Below are 13774 nucleotides of genomic sequence, written 5' to 3' on the forward strand. Positions count from 1 at the left end.
GGAGGTGGAAAGGTATCCGCTGGGTACTTTTCCACCTCGTGTTCGCGAAGGATCATCCCCAGCCGGAACGACGTGGAGACCTGTCGGGGATGGCAACAGGTCCGACGCCCGCACCGGGCGGCCGGGAGAACGGCGGCGGGCGGATGCCGCGCCCCCGCGACATCCGCCCGCCGCCGTTCGATCGCCCGGGCGTCAGGCCCCGTGCCCGTGCCCCGAGCAGGTGCACGCCCCGGCCTCGCAGTGGCATCCGCCGGCCGCGGCATCCGTGTGGCAGGCAATGCCCATCGCCTCGGAGGAGGGGACGTTCAGGGTGGGGTTCCGCCCGAAGAAGCCGTAGGGCTTCAGCGTGAACTTCGCGTAGTCGACGGGCATGACCGGCCAGTCCTCGACGCGCGGGAAGTGCGTGGGGCCGAAGGTATGCCAGAGGACGATGTCCTCGCCGTCGATCGAGCGGTCGGCCTCGGTATAGCGCGGGAGGCCGTCGCCGCCGGGGTTCTGGTTCACGAGGTCGCCCGCAGGGTAGCGCTCGTCCCGGTCGTAGCGCGTGACCCAGAGGTGCTTGCGCGTGAAGCCGGCGCGCTTCGCGATGACCGAGTCGGGGTCGGCGAGCAGCGTCGGCGAGCCCTGCGCGAGCAGCTCGTAGGCGACGGGGCGGCCGAGCCGGTTCTGCTTCTCGGTGTTGACGATGTGCCAGGCCCGGCCGGCGACGGGGTCGGCGTCGCGCGCACCCTCGGCCTCGGTGCGCAGGCGCGTCGTGCGCTTCGTGAAGGCGTTGCCGTAGGGGTTGCCCTCCCCCATCGGCACGCGCACCGCGTCGACCTCCTCGACCGCGTTCGCGACGCCGTCGACCATCATGTCGAGCCGCGCGCTGAAGAGGTGCTGGTGGTAGGGCGCCCCCAGCCCGGGCGCGACCTCGCTCGCATGGTCGCCCGCCTCGGGGTCGTAGGCCGATGAGAAGAGCACGCCGGTGAGCTTCGCCTCGCACTCGATCGTGCCGTCGAGGTAGAGGTACCAGTAGAAGCCGTAGTCGTAGTTGCCGACCGTGGTGAAGAAGCTGATGACGAGGCGACGCTGGCGGCGCACCTCGTTCGACCCTGTGTAGATGTCGGTGTGCTTCCAGAGGGTCCCGAAGTCCTCCTCGTGCATGCAGATCGCGTTCGGGATGACGCGCGGGTGGCCGAACTCGTCGGCGATCGTCGCGTCGAAGTACTGGATCTCGCCGAGGCAGTCGCAGCCGAGCTGCAGCGAGTTCGCGTAGCGGCCGAACACGTACTCGCCGGTGTCGAAGTAGTTCTGCCAGAACCGCGCGGGCGACGGGTCGCCGTAGGGCACCACCATCTCGGCGATCGAGGCGCGGTAGACGATGTCGCGCTCGGCACCGCCCTGGTCGGCGTCGACGTAGCGGATGCGGCGGAGCACGAGCCCCTCGCGCGCGTCGAACGCGAGCGAGAAGCGCCAGTTCGCCCAGCTCACCCGGTCCTCCTCGACGGTGAAGCTCGGCCCCTCGGGCTGGGTGATGCTGATCGGCTTCAGGGTGTCGAGCGGCGCGCCCTGCACCTCGGGGTCGTCGAAGTTCCCCGATTCGGCGGGGATCTCGTAGACCTTGTGGTCGACGAGCTCGAACATGCGTCCCTCGATCATGTCGACGTACGCGCAGAGACCGTCGACCGGGTGCGCCCAGCAGTGGTCCTGCTCGTCGTTCCGCATGAAGGCGAGCACGCGGATGACGCGCCGCCCGCGCTCGGCCTCGAACCCGTACTCCCCCGCCGAGAGCGGGGCGAGCGCGACCTGCTCGTGCGTGATGCCGCGCCTGGCGAGGGCCTCGTGCCACTCGGGCTCGGCGCCCAGCAGGTCGTAGATCGCCTCGAACTCGACGTCGAGGATCGGGACCTGGCCGTTCGCGCCGTCGATCTCGGTCCGGCTGACGATCGAGCGGTCGGTGACCGACACGCGGACGTCGGCGGACGCGCCCGTGGCCCGGTCGAGCAGCAGGACCCGGACGATGCGGGGCAGCTCGACCTCCGCGAGGACGTCGGGCTTGGCCGGCTCGTCGAGCCCGACGTAGACGAACCGCGTCTGCTCGGCGAGGAGGCCCGCCTCGGCCAGGATCTCGCGCGTCGCGTCGATCTCGCCGGCCGAGAGACCGCGCAGCGGGTCCGCCGCGGGACGGCTCTGATCGGGCGACTGGTGCCGCTCAGCGGCTCGGGTGGTCGACATCGTCGTCATGGTGCACCTCGTTTTTCTCTACGTTTGTCGAGTAATATAGCCGGACTCGCCGGAACAGGGAAGATTCGGGGACGAATGGTCGAGATCGCACACGGAGTGATGCTCGCGGGCGCGCTCGCCGGCACCGGCGCGACGCTCGCCCGGGGTCGACGGCTCCGGGCGCTGGACGCGATCGCCGCGATCGCGATGCTCGCGGCCATGCTGGACACGGCGTTCGCCGGCGTCCTGCCGGGCGTGGCCTGGGCGGGCATCCTGGTCCTCGCGGGCCTCGCGATCGGCATCCGATCGCGCCTGGACCGGTCGCGCGGACTCGGATGCGGGGCGAAGCGCGGCCCGCGGCCGGTCGGCCTCGGCGGCCGCCCTCGCCCGCTCGACGACCTGCACCACGCCCTCGCGCTCATCGCGACGGGATGGCTCGTGGCCGCCGCAGGCCACGACGACGCCGGCCCGTCGGTCGAGACGCACCTCCACGCGGCCCCGCTCCTCGCCGCCGAGAGCCTCGCCGTGCTCGCGGTGATCGGGCTCGGCGCCTGGGTCGCGGTGCGCGCGCTGCGCGAGGGCCGCGGCGGGATCGGACACGGCGTCATGGCGGCGAGCATGACCGTCATGCTCGCCGCCATGGCCGCTCCCGGCCTCTCCACCGGGTTCGGCGCCTAGAACCCTCGGTGTGCGGGGGTCTCGACGACCGCCGCCTCGGCCTCCTCGATGCCGTGGCCGACCCGCGCGTAGAGCTCCGGGTTCCGACGACGGATGACGAGGCCCCACACGACGCCGGCGATGCCGGGGACGATGAGCAGCGCGGGCAGCACGAACGTGACCGCAGTGGTCTCGGCCTGGCCGAGCAGCACGTTGAAGTTCGCCAGGATGAGCACGAACACCGCGAACAGCACGACCGCGGAGATCGCCGGCGCGATGAGCGTCGGCCAGGCGCCGAGTCCGCGCCGGTCGCGGCGGAAGAACCCGATGACGGCGATCGCGATGACGCCCATGAGCAGCACGAGCCCCATCGCGCCCGTGTTCGTGAGCCACGTGAACATCGTGAGGACGGGGTAGAGGAACTCGACCGGCGCGAAGTCGGCCTTGAGGCCCACGACCTCGCCCGCGACGACGAACCCGAGCGTGACGATGATCGCGATCACGCTCTGGGCGACCGAGCCGGCCCACGGCGCGCGTGAGGCGGCACGCACCGAACCGAGGCTGCGGTGCAGCACGCCCTCGCGCCCGAGCGAGAAGAGGTACCGCGCGACCGCGTTGTGGAAGGACTGCAGCGCCGCGAAGAGGCTCGTGAGGAACAGCACCTGCATGAGGTCGCTCACGATGACCGGCGCGTGCTCGCCCATGAAGACGAACATGAGGTCGGGGCCGTAGGTCGCCGACGCCTCGACGATCTGCGACGGCCCGATGCCGACCGTGAAGGCCCACGCGCTGAACGCGTAGAACACGCCGATGATCGCCACGGCGGCGTAGGTCGCGCGCGCGACCGTGCGCTTGGGGTCCTTCGACTCCTCGCCGTAGATGGCCGCGGACTCGAAGCCCATGAACGCGGCGACGCCGAACGAGAGCACCGCGCCGACACCCGGCACGAACAGGTTGGCCGGCTCGATGCCCGCGGTGCTCACGCCCTCGGGCGCGACCGCGAACGAGACGAGGTCGAACACGAGCACGGCCGCGAACTCGAGCGCGACGAGGATGCCGAGCACCTTCGCCGAGAGGTCCACCCGGTTGACCCCGAGCGCGCCGACGACGGCGATGCAGGCGAAGATCCACAGCCACCACGGCGTGACGATGCCGAGCTTCGCCTCGAGGAACATCGACATCTGGAACCCGAAGAGCCCGTAGATGCCGACCTGCATGGCGTTGTAGGCCACCAGCGCGACGAGCGAGGCCCCCACGCCGAAGGGCCGCCCGATGCCCTGGGCGATGTAGGCGTAGAACGCGCCGGCGTTCGTGACGTAGCGGCTCATGGCGGCGTAGCCGACCGCGAACACCGCGAGCGCCGCGGCGAGCACGATGAAGCCCACGGGCACGCCGATCACGCCGGTCACGGCGAAGGTCGTGGTCACGCCGCCGGCGACGACGGTGAGCGGCGCCGACGCCGCGATGATCATGAGGGTGACGGATGGCACGCCGAGACGCCGGTGGCCGAGTGCACCGGTCGCCGCGGGCGTCGACGTCGTCGTTGAGGAGGTCATGGCTGGGGATCCCTTGGTCGACGGAGGGCGAGCCACGGCGGCATCGCCCGGTTCCGGCCCATGGTTCCGTGCGCCGACGTCCGGGACTTGTCGGAGAGCGTACGCCGGTTGACCTCGACCGCAGACTCCCCCTGTCGAATTTCCCTCAACGAGCGTAGAGTTTCCTCTCGACCCGGACATCGCCGTCCCGCCCAGAGATGAGGTGCATCCCGTGCCCCACGGATCCTCCCCCTCCCCCGCGCTCGCGCTCGCCTCCCCCGCGCTCGCCTCGGACGCGCCCGCCATCGACGCCTCCGCCCTGCCGCTCGACTTCGCCGAGTTCAGCGCGCTCGCCTCGCAGTCCTTTGTTCCGCTGCGCGTGCGCGCGGACGATCCGGACGCGTTCCGCGGCGACATCCGCGCGGCGGCCGGCGACGACATCCACCTCTCGGTGGTCACGGCCACCGGGCATGAGATCCACCGCACACCCGAACTCGTCGCACGGTCCGAGCATCGCTCGTTCAAGCTCGGGCTCCAGCTCTCCGGCACGGGCCTGCTCATCCAGGACTCCCGCGAGGCCGTGCTCCGACCCGGCGACCTCACGATCTACGACACCGACTCGCCCTACACGCTCGTCTTCGAGGAGGCCTTCAGCACGCTCGTGCTCATGGTGCCGCACCGGATGCTCGAACTGCCGACCGACGCCGTGCAGGGCATGACCGCGGCCCGCATCGCGGGCGACCAGGGCCTCGGCCGCGTCGTCGCGCGCTTCCTCGCCGAACTCGCCGGCGACCTCGACCAGCTCGGCGGTCCCGTCGGCGGCCGTCTCGCCCGCAACGCGGTCGACCTCGTGTCGACGCTCTACGCCCGCGAGCTCGACGTCGCCCGCGACGCCGACCGCCCCCACCGGGCGATGCTGCGCGGCATCCAGGCCTGGCTCGATGACCGGCTGGGCGACCCCGACCTCACGCCGGCGACGATCGCCGCGGCGCACTTCATCTCCACGCGCCACCTCCACGCGATCTTCCACGAGGAGGGGCTCACCGTCTCGAGCTGGATCCGGTCGCGGCGACTCGACCGCTGCCGCCGCGAGCTCCTCGACCCGCTCGCGGCGCACCGACCGGTCGGCCAGGTGGCCGGCCGCTGGGGCTTCGCCGACGCGGCGCACTTCAGCCGCGCGTTCCGCGCCGAGTTCGGCGAACCGCCGAGCGCCGTCCGGGCGCGCGCGACGGCCGCGTGAGCCGAGCGGCGATCAGACGAGGAAGTCGATCGCCGCGTCCTTGAACGTCCGCGAGGTGAGCGTCGAGACGTGGTCGCGGCCCCGGATCGTGATGAGGTCGCTCCCCCAGTCGAGCGCGAGCTGCTGGACTCCGAGCGGCACCGGGTCCTCCTCACCCGCGACGAACAGCACCGGGATGTCGCCGGGGATCGCGAGCGGGGCGCCCGAGACGCCCTCGATGCACGCGAGGAGCGCGTCGCGGTCGGCGCCGGCGCGGACCGCCGGGCCGAGCACCTGGGCGATCACGGGGTTCCGCGGCGCCGTCCCGTCGTGGAGGTAGGCACGCGCGTCCTCGACGTCCCACGTCGCGAAGAGCTCCGTTGGTCCCGCACCGCCGACCACGACGCGACGCACCCGGTCGGGGGCGAGCTCGCACAGCGCCGAGATCACCCGGTTGCCCATCGAGTAGCCGACGGCGTCGCAGCGCGCTGCGCCGGCCGAGTCGAGCACGGCGAGGAGGTCGGCGCCGAGCCGGTCCGGCGCGTAGGCGTCGGCGGTGGCCGGCTTGTCGCTCGCGCCGTGGCCGCGGAGGTCGGTCGTGATCACGCGGCGCCCCGACTCGACGAGCGAGCGCACCCACCCCGTGCCGTCCCACGTCACCGACGAGTCCGACGCGAAGCCGTGCACGAGCAGCACCGGCGGGCGGCCCGCCTCGGCGTCGTCGCCGTGCACGCGATACGCGATGAGCACCCCGTCGGGCGCCTCGGCGTGCAGCATCGGCGCCGAGGACGGTTGCCCGATCACGCGCGATCCGCCTCGTCGTCGGCCGGCGAGCCGGCGGCATCCGCTCGATCGGCGTCCTCGGATCCGCCGGACCCGGCGTCGTCCGCCTCCGGACGCTCGACCACCTCCCCCGGCGGCAGCTCGGACGAGTCGACGATGGCCGCTCCGGCATGGCCGAGCTCGGCGATCGCGGCGTCGGACGTCTCCGATGCGACGCCCGCGACCAGGTCGCGGAGCACGCGCACGTGGCGTCCGTGCTCGATCGCGTCGAGCGCGCTCGCGCGCACGCAGTAGTCGGTCGCGAGGCCGACGATGTCGACGTCGGTGATGCCGTGCCGCTCGAGCACCTCGGTGATCGACGCGCCCGAGTCATCCGTGCCCTCGAAGATGGAGTACGCGGGCACCCCCTGGCCCTTGCGGACGTGCACGTGGACGCCACTCGTGTCGAGCGCGGGGTGGTACTCGGCGCCGGGCGTGTCCGCCATGCAGTGCTTCGGCCAGGTCGTGACGAAGTCGGGCTCGGCGTCCGTCGCGAAGTGACCGTCGTTGTCGTCGTCGGGATTGTGCCAGTCGCGGGAGGCAACGACCAGGTCGTAGCGTTCGCCGTGCTCGGCGAGGTAGGCCGTGATGCCTTCGGCGACGGCCGCACCGCCCTCGACGCCGAGCGCACCGCCCTCGGTGAAGTCGTTCTGCACGTCGATGATGAACAGGGCCCGGCTCATGATCGGCTCCTTCGCTCCTCGGGTCTCGGGCGGGGCTCGTCCGGCCGCCGCTCCCATTCTGTCGCGATTCGCGGACGCCGCGGCGGGCCCTCGGTCACTCGTTCGAGAGTTCGTCCCCGCAGCGGTAGAACCCGGTCGTGAGCGTGTCGATCGCCACCTTCGCGTCCGCCGTGACCTGCGAGACGTCGCCGAGTGCGTAGATCGCGAAGGTCAGGGTCGTGCCGTCCTGGGCGTGGACGATCCCCCCGAGCGTGTAGCCCGTGTCGATCCATCCGGTCTTCGCGAACACCGCACCGTGCGCGACCGCGTTGTCGCCCGCGAACCGGTCGGCGTACGACAGCGACCCGCGCTGCCCGGCGATCGGGAGCCCGTCGCGGATGACGCCGAGGCTCCCCTCGCGCGCCTCCACCGCGTCGAACAGCCGAGTGAGGTAGGCGGGCGGCACCGCGTTGTCGGGCGAGAGGCCCGAGCCGTCGACGACGTGGATGCCGCCGCGCGCGATGCCGTACGTCTCGAGCGCCTGCCGCACCGCGGGATCGATCGCCTCGAACGTGTTCCCGGTGCCGACCGCGATCGCGACCTGGCGGGCGAGCATCTCGGCGACCGTGTTGTCCGAGACGACGAGCGACTTGTCGATGAGCTGCGCGACGGTCGGCGACCACACCCGCCCGAGCTCGGTCGCGCCGCCGGGTGCGGTGCCGCGCTCGATCACCGAGACGCCGCCGAGCTCGGCGGCGAAGGCGTCGCCCGCGCGACCGACCGCGTCGGCGCCGCGGCGCGAGGTGTTGGCGTACGGGTCGTCGCGGTCGCCGTCGACCATGAGCGCCGTGATCTCCGGCATGTACCCGAGGTCGCGCTCGGTCGGCGCCCAGCTCGCGTGCCAGGTCTCGCCGCCGAAGTACGAGGCGTCGAGTACGAGCTTGGTGAGCGGCGGGTTCGACGGGTCGGCGTGCCACGCCGCCCGCACCTGCCGGGCGAGGTCGTCGAGGTGCGCGGCGCCGGGGTAGACCGTCTCGTTGCCGGTCGCGGTGCGCGAGAGCGTGAGGTCGCCGCCGCCGACGAGCACGACCGAGCCCGGCTCGGAGCCCTTCACGACGGTCGTCGCGAACCGGTCGTCGGGTGAGAACACGGCGAGCGCCGCCGCCGCGGTCACGACCTTCATGACGCTCGCCGTGCGCGCCGCTGTGAGGCCGCCGCGGTCGAAGAGCACCTCGCCGGTCTCGGCGTTCATGACCTGCGCCTGCAGGTTCACGAGGCGCGGGTCGGCGGCGAGGCCCGCGACCGAGCAGGTGCGGACGCGCGCGGCCGGTTCCTGGGTGGGCGTCGGCGTCGCGGTCGGCGTCGGCGTGGGCGTCTCGGTCGGCGTCGGGCTCGGGCTGGCCGACGGCGTCGGCGAGGCGTCGCCGCCCGTCATCGTCGCAGCGAACGCGACGGCGCCGCCGAGCAGTCCGACCGCGGCGACCGCCGCCACCGCGGCGATCACGCGATGCTCGGCGATCAGCGAGCGGATGCCTCGGGGCGGGCCGGGCGACGTGGCCCCGCCGGAGTCGCGCGGCGATGCGGGTGCCCCGGAGTCGCCCGACGGACCGGGCTCCCCCGACGCGGGGTTCGGGCCCGCGGCATCCGTCTCGTTCTCGTCGCTCACCCGGGCATTGTACGGAGGCGGTCCGGACGCCTCCCGAGTGCGAGCGCCGTCGGACGCGGCTCGAACGCCGTCAGCGGGCGGATGGCCCGGTCGCCGGCTCCCCGCAGAAGTCCCCGATGACCCGGCCGATCACCTCGACGAGGGTGTCGAGCGACGCGACCGAGACCCATTCGAGGTCGGCGTGGGCGCCGCCGCCGACGGGCCCGACGAGCACGACGGGAATGCCCGCCTCGGCGATCAGCCCGGCGTCGGTCCACCAGGGATCGCTGCGCAGGACCGGCGGCGCGCCCGTGACGGCCTCGACGGCACCCGTCACGGCGCGCGCGATCCGCGAGCCGGCCGACGCGGCCATCGCGGGCCGGACGACGAGCGGGACGAGGCGATCCGGCGCGGACGCCGCGAGGACGCGCGCGAGCTCGGCTCCGGGGTCGGCGTCGCCGGGCAGGGTCCGCCGCTCGACCACCAGCACGCATCGGTCGGCGACCGTCGCCGGATCGGTCCCGCCCTCGACGGTGGCCACCCGCACGCTCCCCGAGCCGAGCAGCAGATGCCTCGGCCGTGCGTCGAGTTCGGCGCCGAGGTCGCGCAGGGCGATGAGCCCGTCGAGTGCGCGATCGATCGCGTCGACCCCGAGGCCGGGCTGCGAGCCGTGCGCCGCCACGCCGTCGTACTCGACGCGGTACCAGGCGAATCCGCGATGGGCGAGCGTGACCTCGAGGTCGGTCGGCTCGAGCACGATCGCGCCGTCGGGTCGCCGCGGGGCAGCAGCGGAGGGGCCGTCCGCGTCGATCGCCGCGAGGAGTTCCTCCATGCCGAGCGAGCCGAACTCCTCGTCGGCGGCGAACGCCAGAAGGACGTCGCCCGCGAGGTCGTCGGGCGCCGCAGCGGCCGCGATCATCGCCGCCGCGAGTCCCCCGGCCATGTCGTAGGCGCCGCGACCCACGATGCGATCGGGCTCGGCGCGGGCTGCGACATCCGCCCCGCCACCGGGGCCGGGGCCATCGCCGGCGCCGTCACCGGCGCCGTCACCGCCGACCGTGTCGAGGTGTCCGGCGAGGAGCAGGGTGCGCCCGCCGCCGGCGCCGCGCCGGCGGGCGAGGACACTGGGGCGCGACGCATCGGCGCCGACCGTGCGCACGTCGAAGCCGCGCTCGCCGAGCCACGTCGCGACGGCGCCGGCGAGTTCGCGCTCGCCCGCTCCGCCCGCGACCAGCGACGGGTTCGTCGCATCGATCGCGACGAGCCGCCGTGTCAGCGCCGCGACGTCCTCGTCGGTGGACACGTCGTCGCCACCGCCGGGGATCAGTCCTCGCCCGGGTAGCGCAGTCCGATCTCGGCGCGGATGCGGTCGAGCGTGCCCATGATGGCGACCGACTCCTCGGTCGGCAGGATGTCGCCGCCGTCGAGCCGTCCGTCGGCGACGAGCCGCTCGAGAGCGGCGGCCTGGTAGTGCATGCCGCGCCCGTTCACGTCGGACGCGAACTCCTCGATGACGGTGTCGTCGTGTCCGATCACGCGGAAGTTCGTCGCCGAGTACCAGACGCCGTCGATCTCGATCCTGGCGTCGGTGCCGAGGACGAGGGCCCGGTTCGGCCCGCGGGCATCGCTCGCGGAGAACGTCGACGCGATCCGGCCGTCGAGGTAGCCGAACTGCACGGCGACCTCCGCGTCCGCGCCCGTCTCCTTGAAGATCGCGGTGGACTGGATGACGGCGGGCTCGCCGAACAGGTCCCACGCGAACGAGACGGGGTAGATGCCCAGGTCGAGCAGCGCACCGCCGCCGAGTTCGAGCGCGTTCAGTCGGTGGCGGGGGTCGTCGGAGAGCTTCTGGGTGTGGTCGGCGATCATCGAGCGCACCTCGCCGATCGCGCCCGACGCGATGATCTCCCGGATGCGCACCATGTGCGGCAGGTACCGGGTCCACATCGCCTCGAGCACGAGCACGCCCCGTGCCCGGGCCGCGTCGGCGACGATCCGAGCCTCGGCCTGGTTGAGCGTGAACGGCTTCTCGACGAGGACGTGCTTGCCCGCCTCGATCGCGGCGAGCGCGGACGCCGCATGCCACGGGTGCGGCGTGGCGATGTAGATCGCGTCGAGCTCGGGATCGGCGACGAGCGCGTCGTAACTGCCGTGCGCCGTCGGAATGCCGAACTCATCGGCGAACGCCTGCGCGGACGCCGTCGATCTGGACCCGACCGCCCGCACGTCGAAGTCGTTGCGCAGCAGGTCGGAGGTGAACTGGCGGGCGATGCCGCCGGTCGCGAGGATGCCCCATCGCAGTCGTGCCGTCATGCGCGCCAGCCTAGCGGCGACCTCTCCGCCGCGGTTCCGGAGATGCGCGTCCAGATGACACCTGTTCTGGGATATGCAGGAACCCTCGACTTCCCGCTAGGTTTCGGCCATGTCGGCACATTCGAACCGAAGGAGCCGCATCGTCGGCTCGATCGCCGGGGCCACCGTCGCCCTCGTCGCCGTCTTCTTCGGCGCCGCTCCATCCGCCCTCGCGGCCAAACCCGATCCGGTCAACAAGTACGTCTCGCTCGGCGATTCGTATGCGGCAGGGCAGGGCGCGGGCATCCCGCTCGACGCCTGCCTGCGGTCGGATGCCGCCTACCCCGTGCTGCTCGACGCGGTGCCGAGGACGAACCTGCTCCGCCAGGCCGCGTGCAGCGGAGCGACCATCTCGGATGTCGCGGCGACGCAGCTCTCGAAGGTGAACCGCGGCACGACCCTCGTGACGCTGACCGTCGGCGGCAACGACCTCGGCGTCGGCGAGATCCTCGCGATCTGCGCACCGGACCCGGACTCGCTCGCGTGTGCGACGGCCGTCGCCGAGGCGCAGCAGCTCCTCATCTCCGGGGTCATCGGGCAGCAGCTCGGCGGGCTCCTGCTCGCCATCGCGGAGCGCGCACCCAACGCGCGCATCGTCGTGACCGACTACCCCGTCCCGTTCGTGAGCGGATGGAGCTCGCTGACCGACACCGTGAACGCCGCGACCCTCGCGCTCGACGCCCAGATCGGCGCCGCGGCGAACGGAGCGGCCGGTGCCGGTGCGAACGTGGACTACACGAGCCTCGCGTTCGCGTACGTCGGCCATCAGGTCGGCGACCTCGAGCCGTGGCTCGGTGCCGATCAGTTCGACCCGCTGACCTTCCTGCACCCGACCGCGACCGGTCAGGCCGTCTACCGCGACGCGATCCTCCTCGTGCTGGCGAGCTAGGCCGAACCCATGTCGAAGGTCGAAGCGGTCACGACCCTGACCTCGCACGCCGAACGCCGACGGATCGCGCTCGTGGTCGCCGCCCTCCTCGCCGCACTGGGGCTCGTGCTCGGCGCTGCCGTCGCCGGGCCCGCAGATGCGGCATCCGCTGCCGTCTCGACGGCGAAGCCCGTCAAGCCGGGCAAGCCGGGCGGCGGGGGCGGCAACGGTGGCGGCGGTGGCGGCGGCACGACGGAGCTCGAGTACGCCGCGCTCGGCGACTCGTTCGCGTCCGGCGTCGGCGCGGGGAGCTACCTCGAGACGAGCTGCTATACGAGCTCCAAGAGCTACCCGAAGCTGCTCGACGGCGATGCGGACAAGGCGCTCGTCGCGTTCCCCGCCTGCTCCGGCAGGGACACGGCCGACGTGCTCAACCGCCAGATCGCGATCATCCCGACCACGGCGAAGGTCGTCACGGTCACCGTCGGCGGCAACGACGTCGGCTTCGCCGACGTCATGCAGAACTGCTTCGTGTTCCCCGGATCGTCGTGCTCGTCGAAGATCGCCGCGGGCGCCGCGATCGCCGGATCGCCCGGGTTCACGAACAGCATCGTGAACGTGGTCGACGGGATCCAGGCACGCGCCCCCGGCGCGAAGGTGATCGTCGCCGGGTACCCGCTGCTCTTCTGGGAGAACGGATCCGGCGTGAACCCGAAGTACGCCTGGGCCGACGAGGTGAACGACGAGACGGTCGTGCTCAACGACGTGATCGAGGCCGCCGCGACCTCCGCCGGCGCGGTCTTCGTCGACGTCGAGGACGACTTCGCCGGCCATGGCATCGGCAGTTCGAGCCCGTGGATCAACGATTGGCGGTGGGTGAGCAGCACCAACAGCTTCCACCCCAATGCAAGCGGCTACGTCGCCTACGCCGCGGCGATCCGCGCGGTGCCGCTCTCGTAGGTCCTGCAGCGACGCAGCGTCGGAGGGCCCGGACGTCGTCCGGGCCCTTCGCGTTCCCAGGGCGGCGGCTCCGATCGGGGCGGGCCGTGCCGGAGGGGCGCGCGGGTCAGGGCGCTGCTGCGGCGCCGACCGCCGGGTTCTCATTGCGCTCGTCCGCGTCGGCCTCAAGCACCGTCGTCCACGCGGCCGATCCGCCGCGCAGCACCGACACCGCTCCGCCGGTGAACGCGATCACGCCGATCACGAGCGACGCATACGTGATCCAGGCGCCCGAGAGGACGTTCGGCAGCACGAACTCGACGACCGTCCACACGAGCAGGGCGATGGCCACCCACCGCGGCGCGACGGCGGAGCGCAGGAGTGCCACCGCGACGAGGACCACTCCGAGCACCGTGCCGGCCAGGCCCGCGAGCAGGTACGGGATGAAGTCGCCGCCCTGCGTGGTCGCGAAAGCGGCCTGCGCCGCGTCGAGGTCGCCCGACTCGAGTGCGTACCGCGCCATGCCGAGCGTGACGAGGCTCGCGCCGCCGTAGGCGGCGTGGCCGAACGCGCCGAGCCCGCTGAAGACCGCGCCGAGCGTGGCGAGCACGGGCGAGCGATGGCTCGCCGAGTGGGCGAGCCCGACCAGGCCGATCGCCCAGAACACTTGCGACCACAGGAAGAGCTGGAGCCCGGCCGCGGCGGAGGCCGAGCCGGCGAGGAGCTCGACGTACTCGCCCGGGTCGTCCGGGAACTCGGGCTGGAGCAGGATCCCCACGACGGCGGTGGCGATGGCGGCGACGAGCGATCCGGCGACGAGCACCCGGCGGACCGACGGCAGTGCACGGGACGTGGACATGGTTGGGTTCC

The 13774-nt window shown here is 72.6% G+C and carries 11 protein-coding genes and 1 pseudogene; 4 read left to right on the forward strand and 8 right to left on the reverse strand.

The window, feature by feature from the left end; genetic code table 11:
• Positions 1-192 precede the first annotated feature (192 nt).
• Positions 193-2217 (reverse strand): primary-amine oxidase, encoded by a 2025-nt coding sequence (locus GLX25_RS02620; RefSeq protein WP_309299152.1) that lies wholly within the window; start codon positions 2215-2217, stop codon positions 193-195.
• Between the two features lie 84 nt (positions 2218-2301).
• On the opposite strand from GLX25_RS02620, the gene GLX25_RS02625 reads away from it, so the two are divergent.
• Positions 2302-2883, forward strand: a complete 582-nt coding sequence (locus tag GLX25_RS02625; RefSeq protein ID WP_155840660.1) for a hypothetical protein — start codon at positions 2302-2304, stop codon at positions 2881-2883.
• Here the strand turns inward: GLX25_RS02625 and GLX25_RS02630 are convergent.
• Positions 2880-4418 carry an APC family permease gene (locus GLX25_RS02630; RefSeq protein WP_155840661.1) on the reverse strand — a complete coding sequence of 513 codons (1539 nt, stop codon included), beginning with the start codon at positions 4416-4418 and terminating at the stop codon, positions 2880-2882. The two genes, GLX25_RS02625 and GLX25_RS02630, sit on opposite strands and share 4 nt — an antisense overlap.
• A gap of 283 nt (positions 4419-4701) precedes the next feature.
• On the opposite strand from GLX25_RS02630, the gene GLX25_RS02635 reads away from it, so the two are divergent.
• Positions 4702-5637 (forward strand): AraC-like ligand-binding domain-containing protein, encoded by a 936-nt coding sequence (locus GLX25_RS02635; protein ID WP_166548391.1) that lies wholly within the window; start codon positions 4702-4704, stop codon positions 5635-5637.
• A 12-nt stretch (positions 5638-5649) separates the two neighbouring features.
• On the opposite strand, the gene GLX25_RS02640 is transcribed toward GLX25_RS02635, so the two are convergent.
• The 5 genes and pseudogenes from GLX25_RS02640 to GLX25_RS02660 form a co-directional block, all read right to left on the reverse strand.
• Positions 5650-6420, reverse strand: a complete 771-nt coding sequence (locus tag GLX25_RS02640) for an alpha/beta fold hydrolase (protein WP_155840662.1) — start codon at positions 6418-6420, stop codon at positions 5650-5652.
• Positions 6421-6548: 128 nt separating this feature from the next.
• Positions 6549-7121: pseudogene (locus tag GLX25_RS02645) on the reverse strand (isochorismatase family protein); the annotation flags it as partial.
• A 94-nt stretch (positions 7122-7215) separates the two neighbouring features.
• Positions 7216-8766: a D-alanyl-D-alanine carboxypeptidase/D-alanyl-D-alanine-endopeptidase gene (locus GLX25_RS02650; RefSeq protein ID WP_271192569.1), complete on the reverse strand. Its 1551-nt coding sequence runs from the start codon at positions 8764-8766 to the stop codon at positions 7216-7218.
• Positions 8767-8836: 70 nt separating this feature from the next.
• Positions 8837-10048 carry a M20/M25/M40 family metallo-hydrolase gene (locus GLX25_RS02655; RefSeq protein WP_166548376.1) on the reverse strand — a complete coding sequence of 404 codons (1212 nt, stop codon included), beginning with the start codon at positions 10046-10048 and terminating at the stop codon, positions 8837-8839.
• A gap of 20 nt (positions 10049-10068) precedes the next feature.
• Positions 10069-11058: a Gfo/Idh/MocA family protein gene (locus tag GLX25_RS02660; RefSeq protein ID WP_155840664.1), complete on the reverse strand. Its 990-nt coding sequence runs from the start codon at positions 11056-11058 to the stop codon at positions 10069-10071.
• A 109-nt stretch (positions 11059-11167) separates the two neighbouring features.
• Here GLX25_RS02660 and GLX25_RS02665 point away from each other — a divergent pair, with 109 nt between their 5' ends.
• Both GLX25_RS02665 and GLX25_RS02670 read left to right on the forward strand, forming a co-directional pair.
• Positions 11168-11986: an SGNH/GDSL hydrolase family protein gene (locus GLX25_RS02665; RefSeq protein ID WP_155840665.1), complete on the forward strand. Its 819-nt coding sequence runs from the start codon at positions 11168-11170 to the stop codon at positions 11984-11986.
• A gap of 9 nt (positions 11987-11995) precedes the next feature.
• On the forward strand, positions 11996-12925 hold the full coding sequence (locus tag GLX25_RS02670; RefSeq protein ID WP_155840666.1) for an SGNH/GDSL hydrolase family protein: 930 nt from the start codon (positions 11996-11998) through the stop codon (positions 12923-12925).
• Positions 12926-13031: 106 nt separating this feature from the next.
• On the opposite strand, the gene GLX25_RS02675 is transcribed toward GLX25_RS02670, so the two are convergent.
• Positions 13032-13763 carry a hypothetical protein gene (locus tag GLX25_RS02675; RefSeq protein WP_155840667.1) on the reverse strand — a complete coding sequence of 244 codons (732 nt, stop codon included), beginning with the start codon at positions 13761-13763 and terminating at the stop codon, positions 13032-13034.
• Between the last annotated feature and the right edge of the window lie 11 nt (positions 13764-13774).

Source organism: Agromyces luteolus (assembly GCF_009729855.1).
GTDB classification, from domain to species: Bacteria; Actinomycetota; Actinomycetes; order Actinomycetales; family Microbacteriaceae; genus Agromyces; species Agromyces luteolus.